Source organism: Pseudomonas sp. TE31087, assembly GCF_057284075.1.
On record NZ_JBXVNN010000001.1, the window covers coordinates 2,260,272 to 2,274,942 of the forward strand.

Consider the following 14,671-nt stretch of genomic DNA (forward strand, 5'->3'; position numbering starts at 1 on the left):
TCGCGGGTAAACCCGCTCCCACAGGCACCGCGACAGTACCGGCAAAACCTCTATACTGCCCGCCTGCCCCACCCGAGACCCCGCCATGAGCGCCATCCACATCAAGTACCCCGCCCTGACCTTCAAGGCCGGCCAGCGTGCCCTGCGGCAGATCCGCGAGCGCGGCCTGCGGGCCGAAGATGTCGGTGTGCTGCCGGGCGCCGCCGGCGGCCCCAAGCCGCTGGGGATCCAGGGCCTGGACCTGGCGTTGTTCGGTGAATGGCTGCCCAGCGCGCCGCGCCAGCGTGCGCTGATCGGCGCCTCGATCGGTGCCTGGCGCTTCGCCAGCGCCTGCCTCGACGACCCGGTCGCCGGCATCCGCCGCCTGGGCGAGCTGTACACCGAGCAGGACTTCGCCAAGGGCGTGACGCCGAAAGCGATCAGCCAGAGCTGCCAGCGCATGCTCGACGACCTGCTGCAAGGCCGCGACGGGCAGGTCCTGGCCAACCCGCACTACCGCCTGAACATCCTGGTGGTGAAGAGCCATGGCCAACTCGCCCACGACCACCGCGGCCGCCTGGGCATGGGCCTGTCCTCGGTGATTGCCAGCAACCTGCTGGGGCGCTCGCGCCTGGGCCGGCATTTCGAGCGGGTCATCCTCCACGACCAACGCGCCACACCGCCGCTGGAGCCACTGACCGACTTCCCGTCGCGCAGCCTGCCGCTGGACCTGGCCAACCTGCGCCACGCCCTGCTCGCCTCGGGCTCGATCCCCATGGTCATGGAAGGCGTGCGCGACATCCCCGGCGCCGGCGCCGGCACCTACCGCGACGGCGGCCTGCTCGACTATCACCTGGACCTGCCCTACCTGGGCGACGACCTGGTGCTCTACCCGCACTTCACCGACAAGGTGGTGCCCGGCTGGTTCGACAAGGCCCTGCCCTGGCGCAAGGGCGACGCCACGCGCCTGCAGAACGTGCTGCTGATGACCCCGTCGCCGCAGTACCTGGCCGCCCTGCCCTACGGCAAGCTGCCGGACCGCAACGACTTCAAGCGCTTCATGGGCGATGCGCCGGGCCGCAGGCGCTACTGGTACCAGGCCATGGCCGAAAGCCGGCGCCTGGGCGACGAGCTGTTGGAGCTGATCGCCACCGGGCGGTTGCAGGATCGGTTGCAAGCCTTGTAGCGGGCATGCTGGTAGACTGCGCGCATCGTTGATTCACACAGAGTTATGCCAGCGTGGAAATCTTTAAGGAATTTACCTTCGAATCGGCTCACCGCCTGCCCAACGTCCCTGCCGGCCACAAGTGTGGTCGCCTGCATGGCCACTCGTTCAAGGTCGCCCTGCACCTGACCGGCCCGCTCGATCCGCACACCGGCTGGATCCGCGACTTCTCCGAGATCAAGGCGATCTTCAAGCCGATCTACGAGCAACTGGACCACAACTACCTGAACGATATTCCCGGCCTGGAAAACCCCACCAGCGAAGTGATCGCCAAGTGGATCTGGGAGCAGGTCAAGCCGCTGCTGCCGGAGTTGTCGAAGGTGCGCATCCATGAGACCTGCACCAGCGGGTGCGAGTACACCGGGGACTGATCTGCACCGGCCTTTTCGCGGGTAAATCGCAGCGGCGAACCGCCGCTGCGATTTACCCGCGAAAAGGCCAGCACTATCACCCCAGAGCTTCAGTCCTGCCCGCGATCCAGGGCATCACGCAGAAAGCTCGGCGCGATATAGCGCTGGTAATGCGCCTCCGACAACAGGAAGAATTCCCGGTCGATGGCATCGCGCAACTGCGGCAGGTCCCAGTCGCGGAACTCCGGCAGCAGCGCCATCCCGTACGCCTCCAGATCACGAATCATCCGCGCCCCACGGGCGATCAGCTGATACGCCCAGCAATACTCCGACTGCTGCGCCACGAAACGGATCGAGCGCTGCTCCAGCTGCTGGCGCAGCAGCTCTTTGTCGAACACTTCCAGCTTGGCCATCATCACCTGCACCAGCAGTTGCTCCAGGCGCAGCCACACGGCGCGCTTCTGCTCGTCGTCGTAGCCGTTCCAGTGGATCACTTCGTGGTGAAAGCGCTTGCAGCCGCGGCACACCAGGTCGCCGTAGACCGTGGAGCACAGGCCGACGCAAGGGGTCTTGATGGATTGGTTGGACATGTAGAAACAACGGCTTGGCGGTGGAACACCGGTTCATGTTAGCCCTTTGTCTAACCAGGGTCACCCGTTAAAGTCATCTTCGCCGCCTTACCTTCGGCTTATTTTTGCCGTAGAATCACTCCGCCTTTTCAAGGCAACAATGTCCGTTGGAAGCTGTTTTCAAAGCGTCACGAGCACAGTTCATCCGGTAGAACGGCGTTGGCCCTGTCCATGCAAGCGCGCATGGCCATGGCCAACCCCTCATCAGCCTTCCGTTCTACAGGCGTAAAACTTTGAAAGCAGCTTCTGTAAGGATTCTCTGCGACCCTGGCTTGCCGGCTCAAAAAGCCGTCTTGAGCGCATGGGTGCATGGAATGCTGGATGAGCGTCCCGGACTCCCTTTAGGGACCACTGATGAGGGTAATAACTGTGCTTGAAGCCTACCGCAAACACATCGAAGAGCGTGCCGCTCTGGGTATCGTGCCCCAGCCGCTGAACGCCGAACAAACTGCAGGCCTGGTCGAGCTGCTGAAAAACCCGCCGGCCGGCGAAGAAGCCTTCCTCGTAGACCTGATCACCAACCGCGTTCCGCCAGGAGTCGACGAAGCCGCCTACGTCAAGGCCGCTTTCCTCTCCGCCGTCGCCAAGGGTGAAACCAAGTCCCCGCTGATCGACCGCAAGCACGCCACCGAGCTGCTCGGCACCATGCAGGGCGGCTACAACATCGAAACGCTGGTCGCGCTGCTGGACGACGCCGAACTGGGCGCCGTCGCGGCCGAACAGCTCAAGCACACCCTGCTGATGTTCGATGCCTTCCACGATGTGGCCGAAAAAGCCAAGGCGGGCAACGCCCACGCCAAGGCCGTGCTGGAGTCCTGGGCTGCCGGTGAGTGGTTCACCAGCCGTCCGGCAATCGCCGACAAATACACCCTGACCGTGTTCAAGGTGCCTGGCGAAACCAACACCGACGACCTGTCCCCTGCCCCAGATGCCTGGTCGCGCCCTGACATCCCGCTGCACGCCCTGGCCATGCTGAAGATGGCCCGCGACGGCATCGAGCCTTCGCAGCCAGGTTCGGTCGGCCCGCTGGCCCAGATCGAAGCGGTCAAGGCCAAGGGCTTCCCGGTTGCCTACGTCGGTGACGTGGTCGGTACCGGCTCCTCGCGTAAGTCCGCCACCAACTCGGTGCTGTGGTTCTTCGGCGACGACATCCCGTTTGTTCCGAACAAGCGCGCCGGTGGTTTCTGCTTCGGCACCAAGATCGCCCCGATCTTCTACAACACCATGGAAGACGCCGGCGCCCTGCCGATCGAATTCGACTGCACCAACCTGGGCATGGGCGATGTCATCGACGTCTACCCGTTCAAAGGTGAAGTACGCCGTCATGGCAGCGACGAACTGGTCACCAGCTTCGAGCTGAAGACCGAAGTACTGCTCGACGAAGTCCGCGCCGGCGGCCGTATTCCGCTGATCGTTGGCCGTGGCCTGACCGAGAAAGCCCGTGCCGAACTCGGCCTGGGGGCTTCCGACCTGTTCAAGAAACCCGAGCAGCCAGCCGCTTCGACCAAGGGCTTCACCCTGGCGCAGAAGATGGTCGGCCGTGCCTGCGGCCTGCCGGAAGGCCAGGGCGTGCGTCCAGGTGCCTACTGCGAGCCGAAGATGACCACCGTCGGTTCCCAGGACACCACGGGCCCGATGACCCGCGACGAGCTGAAAGACCTGGCGTGCCTGGGCTTCTCCGCCGACCTGGTGATGCAGTCGTTCTGCCACACCGCGGCCTATCCGAAGCCGATCGACGTCACCACCCACCACACCCTGCCAGACTTCATCCGCACCCGTGGCGGCGTGTCGCTGCGCCCGGGCGACGGCATCATCCACAGCTGGCTGAACCGCATGCTGATGCCTGACACCGTCGGCACCGGTGGCGACTCGCACACCCGCTTCCCGATCGGCATCTCGTTCCCGGCCGGATCCGGCCTCGTGGCCTTCGCCGCCGCTACCGGCGTCATGCCGCTGGACATGCCGGAGTCGATCCTGGTTCGCTTCAAGGGCAAGCTGCAGCCTGGCATCACCCTGCGTGACCTGGTCCATGCCATCCCTTACTACGCCATCCAGAAGGGCCTGCTGACCGTCGAGAAGAAAGGCAAGAAGAACGCCTTCTCCGGCCGCATCCTGGAGATCGAAGGCCTGAACGACCTGACCGTCGAGCAAGCCTTCGAGCTGTCCGACGCCTCGGCCGAACGTTCCGCCGCCGGTTGCACCATCAAGCTGCCAGAGAAGGCCATCGCCGAGTACCTGCAGTCCAACATCACCCTGCTGCGCTGGATGATCGGCGAAGGCTACGGCGATGCCCGCACCCTGGAGCGCCGCGCCCAGGCCATGGAAGCCTGGCTGGCCAAGCCTGAGCTGCTGTCGGCCGACGCCGATGCCGAATACGCCGAGATCATCGAGATCGACCTGGCCGACGTCAAGGAGCCTGTGCTCTGCGCGCCGAACGACCCGGACGATGCCCGCCTGCTGTCCTCGGTACAGGGCGAGAAGATCGACGAAGTGTTCATCGGTTCGTGCATGACCAACATCGGTCACTTCCGCGCCGCCGGCAAGCTGCTGGACAAGGTCAAGGGCGGTATCCCGACCCGTCTGTGGCTGGCCCCGCCAACCAAGATGGACGCCCACCAGCTGACCGAAGAAGGCTACTACGGCATCTACGGCAAGGCTGGCGCGCGCATGGAAATGCCAGGCTGCTCGCTGTGCATGGGTAACCAGGCACGTGTGCAGACCGGTTCCACCGTGGTCTCCACTTCGACCCGTAACTTCCCGAACCGTCTGGGCGACGCCACCAACGTGTACCTGGCCTCGGCCGAGCTGGCTGCAGTTGCTTCGATCATCGGCAAGCTGCCGACCGTCGAAGAGTACATGCAGTACGCGAAAGACATCGACAGCATGGCTGCCGACGTTTACCGCTACCTGAGCTTCGACCAGATCGCCGAGTTCCGCGAAGCGGCGGCCAACGCCAAGATCCCGGTGGTTCAGGCGTAAGCTGAGCAGTACGCTGTAGAAGAAGACCCCGGTAGCGATACCGGGGTTTTTTTGTTGGATTTACGACCCTGTCGCGGGGCAAGCCCGCTCCCACGCCAGTATTGATCTCCACGCGTGGGAGCGGGCTTGCCCCGCGATTGTCATCAGATTATGAACAGATCGACAAACCGGTGCACCGGCATGGCCTCCAGCGCCTGCTGATCCTTGCACACGTCCAGGATCGCCTCACAGCGCTGCCGCGCAAACCGCGTCGCCAGGTTCTCGCGGAACTTGGCCTCGAGCAACGGCATCCCCTCCTCCCGCCGACGCCGATGCCCGATCGGGTACTCCACCACCACCTGGGGGGTGTGCGAACCGTCCTTGAAGAACACCTGCACGCCATTGGCGATGGAGCGCTTGTCGGCCTCCAGGTACTCGCGGCTGAAACGCGGCTCCTCGACGATCACCATCTTCTCGCGCAGTCGGTCGATGCTCGGGTGCGCGGCATGGAAGGCATCCTCGTAGTGCTCGGCCACCAGCTCGCCGAAGATCAGCGGCACGGCGGTCATGTACTGCAGGCAGTGGTCACGGTCTGCGGCGTTGGCCAGCGGGCCCTCCTTGGAAATGATGCGGATTGCCGACTCATGGGTGGTGATGACGATCCGGTCGATCTCGTGCAGGCGGTTGCGCACTTGCGGATGCAGGGTCACCGCGGCTTCGCAGGCGGTCTGGGCGTGGAACTCGGCGGGGAAACTGATCTTGAACAGCACATTTTCCATCACGTAGCTGCCCAACGGCTGCGGCAGGCGCAGTTCACGCAGCGGCTCGGGCTTGAGCGCCAGGTCCTTGTTGGTGTGGCTGAACGACACATCGTAGAAGCCCCACTGCCTGGCGGTCAGCGCGCCGGGCACGCCCATCTCGCCGCGCAGGGCGATATCGGCCAGACGCACGCCGCGGCTGGAGGCATCCCCCGCCGCCCATGACTTGCGCGAGCCGGCATTGGGCGCATGGCGGTAGGTGCGCAGGGCCTGGCCGTCGACGAAGGCGTGTGACAGCGCCGACAGCAGTTGCTCGCGATTGGCGCCCATCAGCTTGGCGCAGACCGCCGTGGAGGCGACCTTGACCAGCAGCACATGGTCCAGACCGACCCGGTTGAACGAGTTCTCCAGCGCCAGCACGCCCTGGATCTCGTGGGCCATGACCATGGCATCGAGCACCTCGCGCATGACCAGGGGCGCCTCGCCATTGGCCACGCGCTTCTGCGACAGGTGATCGGTGACCGCCAGGATGCCGCCGAGGTTGTCCGAGGGGTGGCCCCACTCCGCCGCCAACCAGGTGTCGTTGTAGTCCAGCCAGCGGACGATGCAGCCGATGTCCCAGGCGGCCTTGACCGGGTCGAGGCGGTAGCTGGTGCCAGGCACGCGGGCGCCATGTGGAACGATGGTGCCCTCGACCAGCGGGCCGAGGTGCTTGGTGCATTCGGGGAAGCGCAGGGCCAGCAGGCCGCAGCCCAGGGTGTCCATCAGGCAATGGCGGGCGGTGTCCAGGGCTTCGGGGGAATCGACTCGGTAGCCGAGCACGTAGTCGGCGAGGGTCTGCAGGACTTGGTCGTAGTCGGGGCGGGTGTTGAGGTCTACGTTTGCGCTCATTCGTGGCTCCTTGAAAAAGGGCTGCTTTGCAGCCCATCGCGGGGCAAGCCCGCTCCCACGCCAACCGTATATTTTGCGTGGGAGCGGGCTTGCCCCGCGATGGGCCAGAAAAGCCGAGCGCTGATGGTGCGTTTAGAAGCTATCACCGGGCACGCGCACCCAGCCCTCCATCAGCACCCGAGCACTTCGGCTCATGATTGCCTTGGTCACGGTCCATTGCCCGTCCACTCGACGCGCCTCGGCCCCGACCCGCAACGTCCCGGACGGATGACCGAAACGCACGGCACTTCGTTCGCCGCCACCGGCGGCAAGGTTGACCAACGTACCCGGGATCGCCGCGGCGGTGCCGATGGCGACTGCCGCGGTACCCATCATCGCGTGGTGCAGCTTGCCCATCGACAGCGCGCGCACCAGCAGGTCGACGTCCTCGGCGGCGACAACCTTGCCACTGGAGGAGGTATAGCCGGTCGGCGCCGCGACGAACGCCACCTTCGGCGTGTGCTGGCGCCCAGCGGCCTGGTCGATGTGCTCTATCAGCCCCATGCGCACCGCGCCATGGGCACGAATGGTCTCGAAACGCTGCAATGCTGCGGCATCGCTGTTGATCGCGTCCTGCAGCTCGGTACCGGTATAGCCGATATCGGCGGCGTTGACGAAGATGGTCGGGATGCCGGCGTTGATCAGGGTCGCCTTGAAGGTGCCGACGCCCGGCACCTCGAGGTCGTCGACCAGGTTGCCGGTGGGGAACATCGCCCCGCCGTCACCATCCTCGTCGGCGGCCGGATCGAGGAACTCCAGCTGCACCTCGGCGGCCGGGAAGGTCACGCCGTCGAGCTCGAAATCGCCGGTTTCCTGCACCTCGTCTTCGGTGATCGGCACATGGGCGATGATGGTCTTGCCGATGTTGGCCTGCCAGATCCGCACGGTGGCGATGCCATTGCGCGGGATGCGGCTGGCATCGACCAGCCCGCCGCTGATGGCGAACGAGCCGACCGCGGCGGACAGGTTGCCGCAGTTGCCGCTCCAGTCGACGAAGGCCTTGTCGATCGAGACCTGGCCGAACAGGTAGTCGACGTCGTGGTCGGCCTTGATGCTCTTCGACAGGATCACCGTCTTGCTGGTGCTGGAGGTGGCGCCGCCCATGCCGTCGATCTGCTTGCCGTACGGGTCGGGGCTGCCGATCACCCGCAGCAGCAGGGCGTCACGGGCCGGGCCAGGAATCTGCGCCTGCTCGGGCAGGTCCTGGAGGCGGAAGAACACGCCTTTGCTGGTGCCGCCACGGAGGTAGGTGGCGGGGATTTTTACTTGGGGTACGTGGGCCATGTTCCGATGTTCCTCTCTCGTTCGTGGGAGCGGGCTTGCCCCGCGATGAAGCCAGGCCTGCCGACAGCGTTGAGCCTGCGAATGCCATCGCGGGGCAAGCCCGCTCCCACGAGACCTATGTGCTGATGTGTATTACGCGGCGCCTTCCAGGAAGTCCTGGGCAAAGCGCTGCAACACGCCACCCGCCTCGTAGATCGACACCTCTTCGGCGGTATCCAGGCGGCAGGTCACCGGCACCTCGACACGCTCGCCGTTGCGTCGCGTCACCACCAGGGTCAGCGTCGCCCGCGGCGTGCGCTCGCCGAGCACGTCGTACGTCTCGCTGCCATCCAGGCCCAGGGTCTTGCGGTCGGTGCCCGGCTTGAACTCCAGCGGCAGCACGCCCATGCCCACCAGGTTGGTGCGGTGGATACGCTCGAAGCCTTCGGCGACGATGGCCTCGACACCAGCCAGGCGCACGCCCTTGGCCGCCCAGTCACGGGACGAGCCCTGGCCGTAGTCGGCACCGGCAACGATGATCAGTGGCTGCTTGCGCTGCATGTAGGTCTCGATGGCCTCCCACATGCGGGTCACCTTGCCTTCCGGCTCGATACGCGCCAGCGAACCCTGCTTCACACTGCCGTCGTCCTTGCGCACCATCTCGTTGAACAGCTTGGGGTTGGCGAAAGTGGCACGCTGGGCGGTCAGGTGGTCACCGCGGTGGGTGGCATAGGAGTTGAAGTCCTCCTCTGGCAGGCCCATCTTCGCCAGGTACTCACCCGCGGCGCTGTCGAGCATGATCGCATTGGACGGCGACAGGTGATCGGTGGTGATGTTGTCCGGCAGCACCGCCAGCGGGCGCATGCCGCGCAGGGTGCGCTCACCGGCCAGGGCGCCTTCCCAGTACGGCGGGCGACGGATGTAGGTGCTCATCGGGCGCCACTCATACAGCGGCGCGACCTTCGGCCCCTTGTCCTCCTCGATGGTGAACATCGGGATGTACACCTGGCGGAACTGCTCGGGCTTGACCGAGGCGCGCACCACGGCGTCGATCTCTTCATCGCTCGGCCAGATATCCTTCAGACGAATCTCCTTGCCGTCGACCACGCCCAGCACATCCTTCTCGATATCGAAGCGGATGGTGCCGGCGATGGCATAGGCCACCACCAACGGCGGCGAAGCCAGGAACGCCTGCTTGGCGTACGGGTGGATGCGCCCGTCGAAGTTGCGGTTGCCCGACAGCACGGCGGTGGCGTACAGGTCGCGGTCGATGATCTCCTGCTGGATCACCGGGTCCAGCGCGCCGGACATGCCGTTGCAGGTGGTGCAGGCGAAGGCGACGATACCAAAGCCCAGTTGCTCCAGTTCCTGCTCCAGCCCTGCTTCCTTGAGGTACAGCTGCACGGCCTTGGAGCCCGGCGCCAGCGACGACTTGACCCATGGCTTGCGGACCAGGCCGAGCTTGTTGGCGTTGCGCGCCAGCAGGCCGGCGGCGATCACGTTGCGCGGGTTGCTGGTGTTGGTGCAGCTGGTGATGGCGGCGATGATCACTGCGCCATCCGGCATCTGCCCCGGCACTTCTTCCCACTGGCCGGCGATGCCCTTGGCCGCCAGGTCGCTGGTGGCCACCCGGGCGTGCGGGTTGGACGGGCCGGCCATGTTGCGCACCACGCTCGACAGGTCGAAGCTCAGGGTACGTTCGTACTCGGCCTTGGCCAGGCTGTCGGCCCACAGGCCGGTGGCCTTGGCGTAGGTCTCCACCAGCTGCACCTGCTGGTCATCGCGGCCGGTGAGCTTGAGGTAGTCGATGGTCTGCTGGTCGATGGCGAACATCGCCGCGGTGGCGCCGTATTCCGGGGCCATGTTGGAGATGGTGGCGCGGTCGCCCAGGGTCAGCGCGCTGGCGCCGGCACCGTGGAACTCCAGGTAGGCGCCGACCACCTTCTGCTTGCGCAGGAACTCGGTGAGCGCCAGCACCAGGTCGGTGGCGGTGATGTTCGGCGCCAGGCGACCGGTCAACTCGACGCCGACGATCTCCGGCAGGCGCATCCACGAGGCGCGGCCGAGCATCACGTTCTCGGCCTCCAGGCCGCCGACGCCGATGGCGATCACACCCAGGGCATCCACGTGCGGGGTGTGGCTGTCGGTGCCGACGCAGGTGTCCGGGTAGGCCACGCCGTGATCGTTGTGGATCACCGGCGACATCTTCTCCAGGTTGATCTGGTGCATGATGCCGTTGCCCGGCTGGATCACGTCGACGTTCTTGAACGCCTGCTTGGTCCAGTTGATGAAGTGGAAACGGTCTTCATTACGGCGATCCTCGATGGCGCGGTTCTTGTCGAACGCCTGCGGGTCGAAGCCACCGCATTCCACAGCCAGCGAATGGTCGACGATCAGTTGCACCGGCACCACCGGATTGACCGCGGCCGGGTCGCCGCCTTTGTCGGCGATGGCGTCGCGCAGCCCGGCGAGGTCGACCAGGGCGGTCTGGCCAAGGATGTCGTGGCACACCACGCGGGCCGGGAACCAGGGGAAATCGAGGTCGCGCTTGCGCTCGATCAGTTGCTCGAGCGATGCGTCGAGGGTGGCCGGATCGCAGCGACGCACCAGGTTTTCGGCCAGTACGCGGGAGGTATATGGCAAGCCGTCGTAGGCGCCGGGCTTGATCGCCTCGACCGCGGCACGGGCGTCGAAGTAGTCCAGGGCGGTGCCTGGCAGGTTCTTGCGGAATGCGGTGTTCATATCGTTATCGGGCTCGGTCACGGTATGCGGACTGCAGGTCAGGCCACGGGGGGCGCTGCGCGCCCCTTTCGCGGCACAAGGCCGCTCCTACAGATGTTGCGCCGCCCCCTGTAGGAGCGGCCTTGTGCCGCGAAAGGGCTGCAAGGCAGCCCCAGCGGCTTCAGCTCAACGCTGCTCGATCGGCACGAACTGGCGCTGCTCGACGCCGACATACTCGGCGCTCGGGCGGATGATGCGGTTGTTGGCGCGCTGTTCGAACACGTGCGCGGCCCAGCCGGTCAGGCGCGAGCAGACGAAGATCGGGGTGAACAGCTTGGTCGGGATGCCCATGAAGTGGTACGCCGAGGCATGGTAGAAATCGGCGTTGGGGAACAGGCGCTTCTGTTCCCACATGGTCTTGTCGATGGCTTCGGAAACCGGGTACAGCACGGTGTCACCGACTTCGTCGGCAAGCTGCTTGGCCCAGCCCTTGATCACCTCGTTGCGCGGATCGGACTCTTTGTAGATGGCGTGGCCGAAGCCCATGATCTTGTCCTTGCGCTCGAGCATGCGCAGCAGCTCGGCGGTGGCCTCCTGCGGGGTCTGGAAGCGCTCGATCAGTTCCATCGCCGCCTCGTTGGCGCCGCCGTGCAGCGGGCCGCGCAGCGAGCCGATGGCGGCGGTAACGCAGGAGTACAGGTCGGACAGGGTCGAGGCGCAGACCCGGGCGGTGAAGGTCGAGGCGTTGAACTCGTGCTCGGCGTAGAGGATCAGCGAGACGTTCATCACCTTGACGTGCAGCGCGCTCGGTTTCTTGCCGTGCAGCAGGTGCAGGAAGTGGCCGCCGAGGGTGTCCTCGTCGCTGGTGCAGTCGATGCGCACGCCGTGGTGGGTGAAGCGGTACCAATAGCACATCACCGCCGGGAACAGCGCCAGCAGGCGGTCGGTCTTCTCGCGCTGGGCGTCGAAGGTCAGCTCCGGTTCCAGGGTGCCGAGCACCGAGCAGCCGGTGCGCATCACGTCCATCGGGTGGGCATCGCGCGGGATACGCTCGAGGACTTCCTTCAGCGCTTGCGGCAGGTCGCGCAGGCCCTTGAGCTTGCGTTTGTAGTCGGCAAGCTCGGTCTTGCTCGGCAGCTCGCCGTACAGCAGCAGGTAGGCGACTTCCTCGAACTCGGCGCCGGCGGCCAGGTCGCGCACGTCATAGCCGCGGTAGGTCAGGCCGGCGCCGGCCTGGCCGACGGTCGACAGCGCGGTCTGGCCCGCCACCTGGCCACGCAGGCCCGCGCCACTGAGTACTTTTGCTTCGGCCATGGTGTTTCTCCTTTCTTGAATTTGTTATCGAAGTCTTGCTGGCTAATCCTGGTGACTTGTACCGGCCCTATCGCGGGGCAAGCCCGCTCCCACGAAGCCGCTACAGGTGTTCGCTTACCCTTTCTTCTGGGCAAACAACGCATCGAGGCTCTGCTCGAAGGCGTGGTAGCCGATGGCATCGTAGAGCTCCATGCGGGTCTGCATGGTGTCGATCACGTTTTTCTGGGTGCCGTCGCGGCGCAGCGCGGTGTAGACGTTCTCGGCCGCCTTGTTCATGGCGCGGAAGGCCGACAGCGGGTACAGCACCAGCGACACGTCGACCGAGGCCAGTTCCTCGGTGGTGTACAGCGGCGTGGCGCCGAATTCAGTGATGTTGGCCAGGATCGGCGCCTTCACCCGGTCGGCGAAGGTCTTGTACATCGAAAGCTCGGTGATGGCTTCCGGGAAGATCATGTCGGCGCCGGCCTCGACGCAGGCGGCGGCCCGGTCCAGGGCGGCGTTCAGGCCCTCCACTGCCAGCGCGTCGGTGCGCGCCATGATCACGAAGCTGTCGTCAGTACGGGCGTCGACGGCGGCCTTGATGCGGTCGACCATCTCCTGCTGCGAGACGATCTCCTTGTTCGGGCGGTGGCCGCAACGCTTGGCGCCGACCTGGTCCTCGATATGAATGGCGGCAGCGCCGAACTTGCTCATAGACTTGACGGTGCGGGCGACGTTGAAGGCCGAGGCGCCGAAACCGGTGTCGACATCCACCAGCAGCGGCAGGTCGCAGACGTCGGTGATGCGCCGTACGTCGGTGAGCACGTCGTCCAGGCCGCTGATGCCCAGGTCCGGCAGGCCCAGGGAGCCGGCGGCGACACCGCCGCCGGACAGGTAGATGGCCTTGAAACCGGCGCGCTTGGCCAGCAAGGCGTGGTTGGCGTTGATGGTCCCGACCACCTGCAGCGGATGTTCGGCGGCGACCGCGTCACGGAAACGCTGGCCGGGCGTGCTCTTCACTGTCATGACTCACCTCGTGGGCTATTGTTGTCGGCACCTTGGTAGTGGCGCTCGATATTGCGTTTGGATGCGCCGATGTGGCGACGCATCAGGAGTTCTGCCAGTTCGCCGTCGCGAGCTTCGATGGCATCGAGGATGCGGTGGTGCTCGGCGAAGGCCTGGCGCGGACGGTTGGGCGTGCTGGAGAACTGGATGCGGTACATGCGCACCAGCTGGTACAGCTCGCCGCAGAGCATCTTGTAGAGGGTCTGGTTGCCGCTGCCCTGGATGATCCGGTAGTGGAAGTCGTAGTCGCCTTCCTGCTGGTAGTAGCCCTGCCCGGCCTGGAACGCGGCGTCGCGCTCGTGGGTGTCGAGCACGTGGCGCAGCTCGTCGATGGCCGCCTGGCTCATGCGCTCGGCGGCCAGTCGGCAGGCCATGCCTTCAAGGGATTCGCGGATTTCGTACAGTTCGATCAGCTCGGCATGGCTGAGCGACACCACCCGGGCGCCGACATGGGGCACGCGCACCAGCAGGCGCTGGCCCTCCAGGCGGTGAATCGCCTCGCGCAGCGGGCCGCGGCTGATGCCGTAGGTGCGCGCCAGCTCCGGCTCGGAGATCTTGCTGCCAGGGGCGATCTCGCCCTTGACGATGGCGGCCTGGATGCGCCGGAAGACGTGCTCCGAGAGGGTCTCGGTCTCGTCGTGGGGCAGCGTGGTGGCCGGGGCTGTGTCCAGCATGATTGTCGACACCTTCAAAATCAGTGACGCCAAAACTAGCCAAATAGAGAAGCGGAGTCAAAGACAAAAAGAATATTGTCGACAATCGTCTAATAACGAACTTACCCCGCGCTGATGCGGTCAGATCGCGGGCGCGCTGGCGTCAACACACCGGCGTGATAGAATGCCGCGCTCCTTCGGGAGCATGGATAGTGTGTCTGTCATCATTTCATGTTGTTGACAGATCAATGAGGACGCTTGGCCAGTCGCCTTGCCCTGAAACCTGCACAGCACCGCGCCAGGATTATGAGACTCAAACCCGCTTTATTGCTGCTCTGCCTGACCCTGCTGCCGGCGCTCGCGCCCGCGGCCGAAAAGACCGTGTACGGCCTGAACGAATACGCCCGCCTGGGCGACCTTGACCTGGAAGTGGCGGCCAAGCTCGACACCGGCGCCAAGACCGCCTCGCTCAGCGCCCGCGACATCAAGCGTTTCAAGCGCAACGGCGAGAGCTGGGTGCGCTTCTACCTGGCCATCGACGCCGCGCACAAGCACCCCATCGAACGCCCCCTGGCCCGCGTCAGCAAGATCAAGCGCCGCGCCGGGGACTATGATGCCGACTCGGGCAAGGCCTACACTGCCCGCCCGGTCATCGAACTCGACATCTGCATGGGCCAGACACGACGCACCATCGAGGTCAACCTCACCGACCGCAGCGCTTTCCAGTTCCCGTTGCTGATCGGTTCCGAGGCCCTCAAGCACTTCGGTGCGCTGGTCGACCCAAGCCTTAAATACGCGGCCGGCAAACCTGCCTGCGCCACCGAAGCTCCCAAAGCAGAGTAATTCC

Annotated in this window: 11 protein-coding genes; 4 read left to right on the forward strand and 7 right to left on the reverse strand. The window is 65.3% G+C overall.

Going from position 1 to position 14,671, the window contains the following annotated elements; genetic code table 11:
• Window positions 1-85: 85 nt before the first annotated feature.
• Together ACZ899_RS10025 and queD are read left to right on the forward strand one after the other, a co-directional pair.
• Complete coding sequence (locus ACZ899_RS10025) at window positions 86-1,165, forward strand: patatin-like phospholipase family protein (RefSeq protein ID WP_234562620.1); 1,080 nt, start codon at window positions 86-88, stop codon at window positions 1,163-1,165.
• Window positions 1,166-1,218: 53 nt separating this feature from the next.
• Window positions 1,219-1,575 carry a 6-carboxytetrahydropterin synthase QueD gene (gene queD / locus ACZ899_RS10030; RefSeq protein ID WP_011533154.1) on the forward strand — a complete coding sequence of 119 codons (357 nt, stop codon included), beginning with the start codon at window positions 1,219-1,221 and terminating at the stop codon, window positions 1,573-1,575.
• Between the two features lie 89 nt (window positions 1,576-1,664).
• Here queD and ACZ899_RS10035 read toward each other — a convergent pair whose 3' ends face one another.
• Window positions 1,665-2,144 (reverse strand): DUF1289 domain-containing protein, encoded by a 480-nt coding sequence (locus ACZ899_RS10035; RefSeq protein ID WP_203647356.1) that lies wholly within the window; start codon window positions 2,142-2,144, stop codon window positions 1,665-1,667.
• 408 nt (window positions 2,145-2,552) lie between these two features.
• On the opposite strand from ACZ899_RS10035, the gene acnB reads away from it, so the two are divergent.
• Entirely contained in the window at window positions 2,553-5,162 is a 2,610-nt protein-coding gene (gene acnB, locus ACZ899_RS10040; protein ID WP_203652677.1) for a bifunctional aconitate hydratase 2/2-methylisocitrate dehydratase, read from the forward strand.
• 143 nt (window positions 5,163-5,305) lie between these two features.
• Here acnB and prpD read toward each other — a convergent pair whose 3' ends face one another.
• The 6 genes from prpD to ACZ899_RS10070 all read right to left on the reverse strand — a co-directional run bounded on the left by prpD (window position 5,306) and on the right by ACZ899_RS10070 (window position 13,845).
• The gene (gene prpD, locus ACZ899_RS10045) at window positions 5,306-6,790 is read right to left on the reverse strand and encodes a 2-methylcitrate dehydratase (RefSeq protein WP_234562717.1); all 1,485 of its coding nucleotides are present in this window, start codon (window positions 6,788-6,790) and stop codon (window positions 5,306-5,308) included.
• Window positions 6,791-6,922: 132 nt separating this feature from the next.
• Window positions 6,923-8,113, reverse strand: coding sequence for a 2-methylaconitate cis-trans isomerase PrpF (gene prpF / locus ACZ899_RS10050; RefSeq protein WP_234562716.1), 1,191 nt, complete (start codon window positions 8,111-8,113; stop codon window positions 6,923-6,925).
• Window positions 8,114-8,245: 132 nt separating this feature from the next.
• Window positions 8,246-10,834 (reverse strand): Fe/S-dependent 2-methylisocitrate dehydratase AcnD, encoded by a 2,589-nt coding sequence (acnD, locus tag ACZ899_RS10055; RefSeq protein ID WP_234562715.1) that lies wholly within the window; start codon window positions 10,832-10,834, stop codon window positions 8,246-8,248.
• Window positions 10,835-10,999: 165 nt separating this feature from the next.
• A complete protein-coding gene (gene prpC / locus ACZ899_RS10060) occupies window positions 11,000-12,127 on the reverse strand; it encodes a bifunctional 2-methylcitrate synthase/citrate synthase (protein WP_234562714.1) in 1,128 nt (375 codons plus the stop codon).
• Between the two features lie 114 nt (window positions 12,128-12,241).
• Window positions 12,242-13,132 carry a methylisocitrate lyase gene (prpB, locus tag ACZ899_RS10065; RefSeq protein WP_232855879.1) on the reverse strand — a complete coding sequence of 297 codons (891 nt, stop codon included), beginning with the start codon at window positions 13,130-13,132 and terminating at the stop codon, window positions 12,242-12,244.
• Window positions 13,129-13,845, reverse strand: coding sequence for a GntR family transcriptional regulator (locus ACZ899_RS10070; protein ID WP_203647361.1), 717 nt, complete (start codon window positions 13,843-13,845; stop codon window positions 13,129-13,131). Before ACZ899_RS10070 ends, prpB begins: the two co-directional genes overlap by 4 nt.
• Before the next feature lie 285 nt (window positions 13,846-14,130).
• On the opposite strand from ACZ899_RS10070, the gene rloA reads away from it, so the two are divergent.
• Complete coding sequence (gene rloA / locus ACZ899_RS10075; RefSeq protein WP_110738108.1) at window positions 14,131-14,667, forward strand: retropepsin-like aspartic peptidase RloA; 537 nt, start codon at window positions 14,131-14,133, stop codon at window positions 14,665-14,667.
• The last annotated feature ends 4 nt before the right edge of the window (window positions 14,668-14,671 follow it).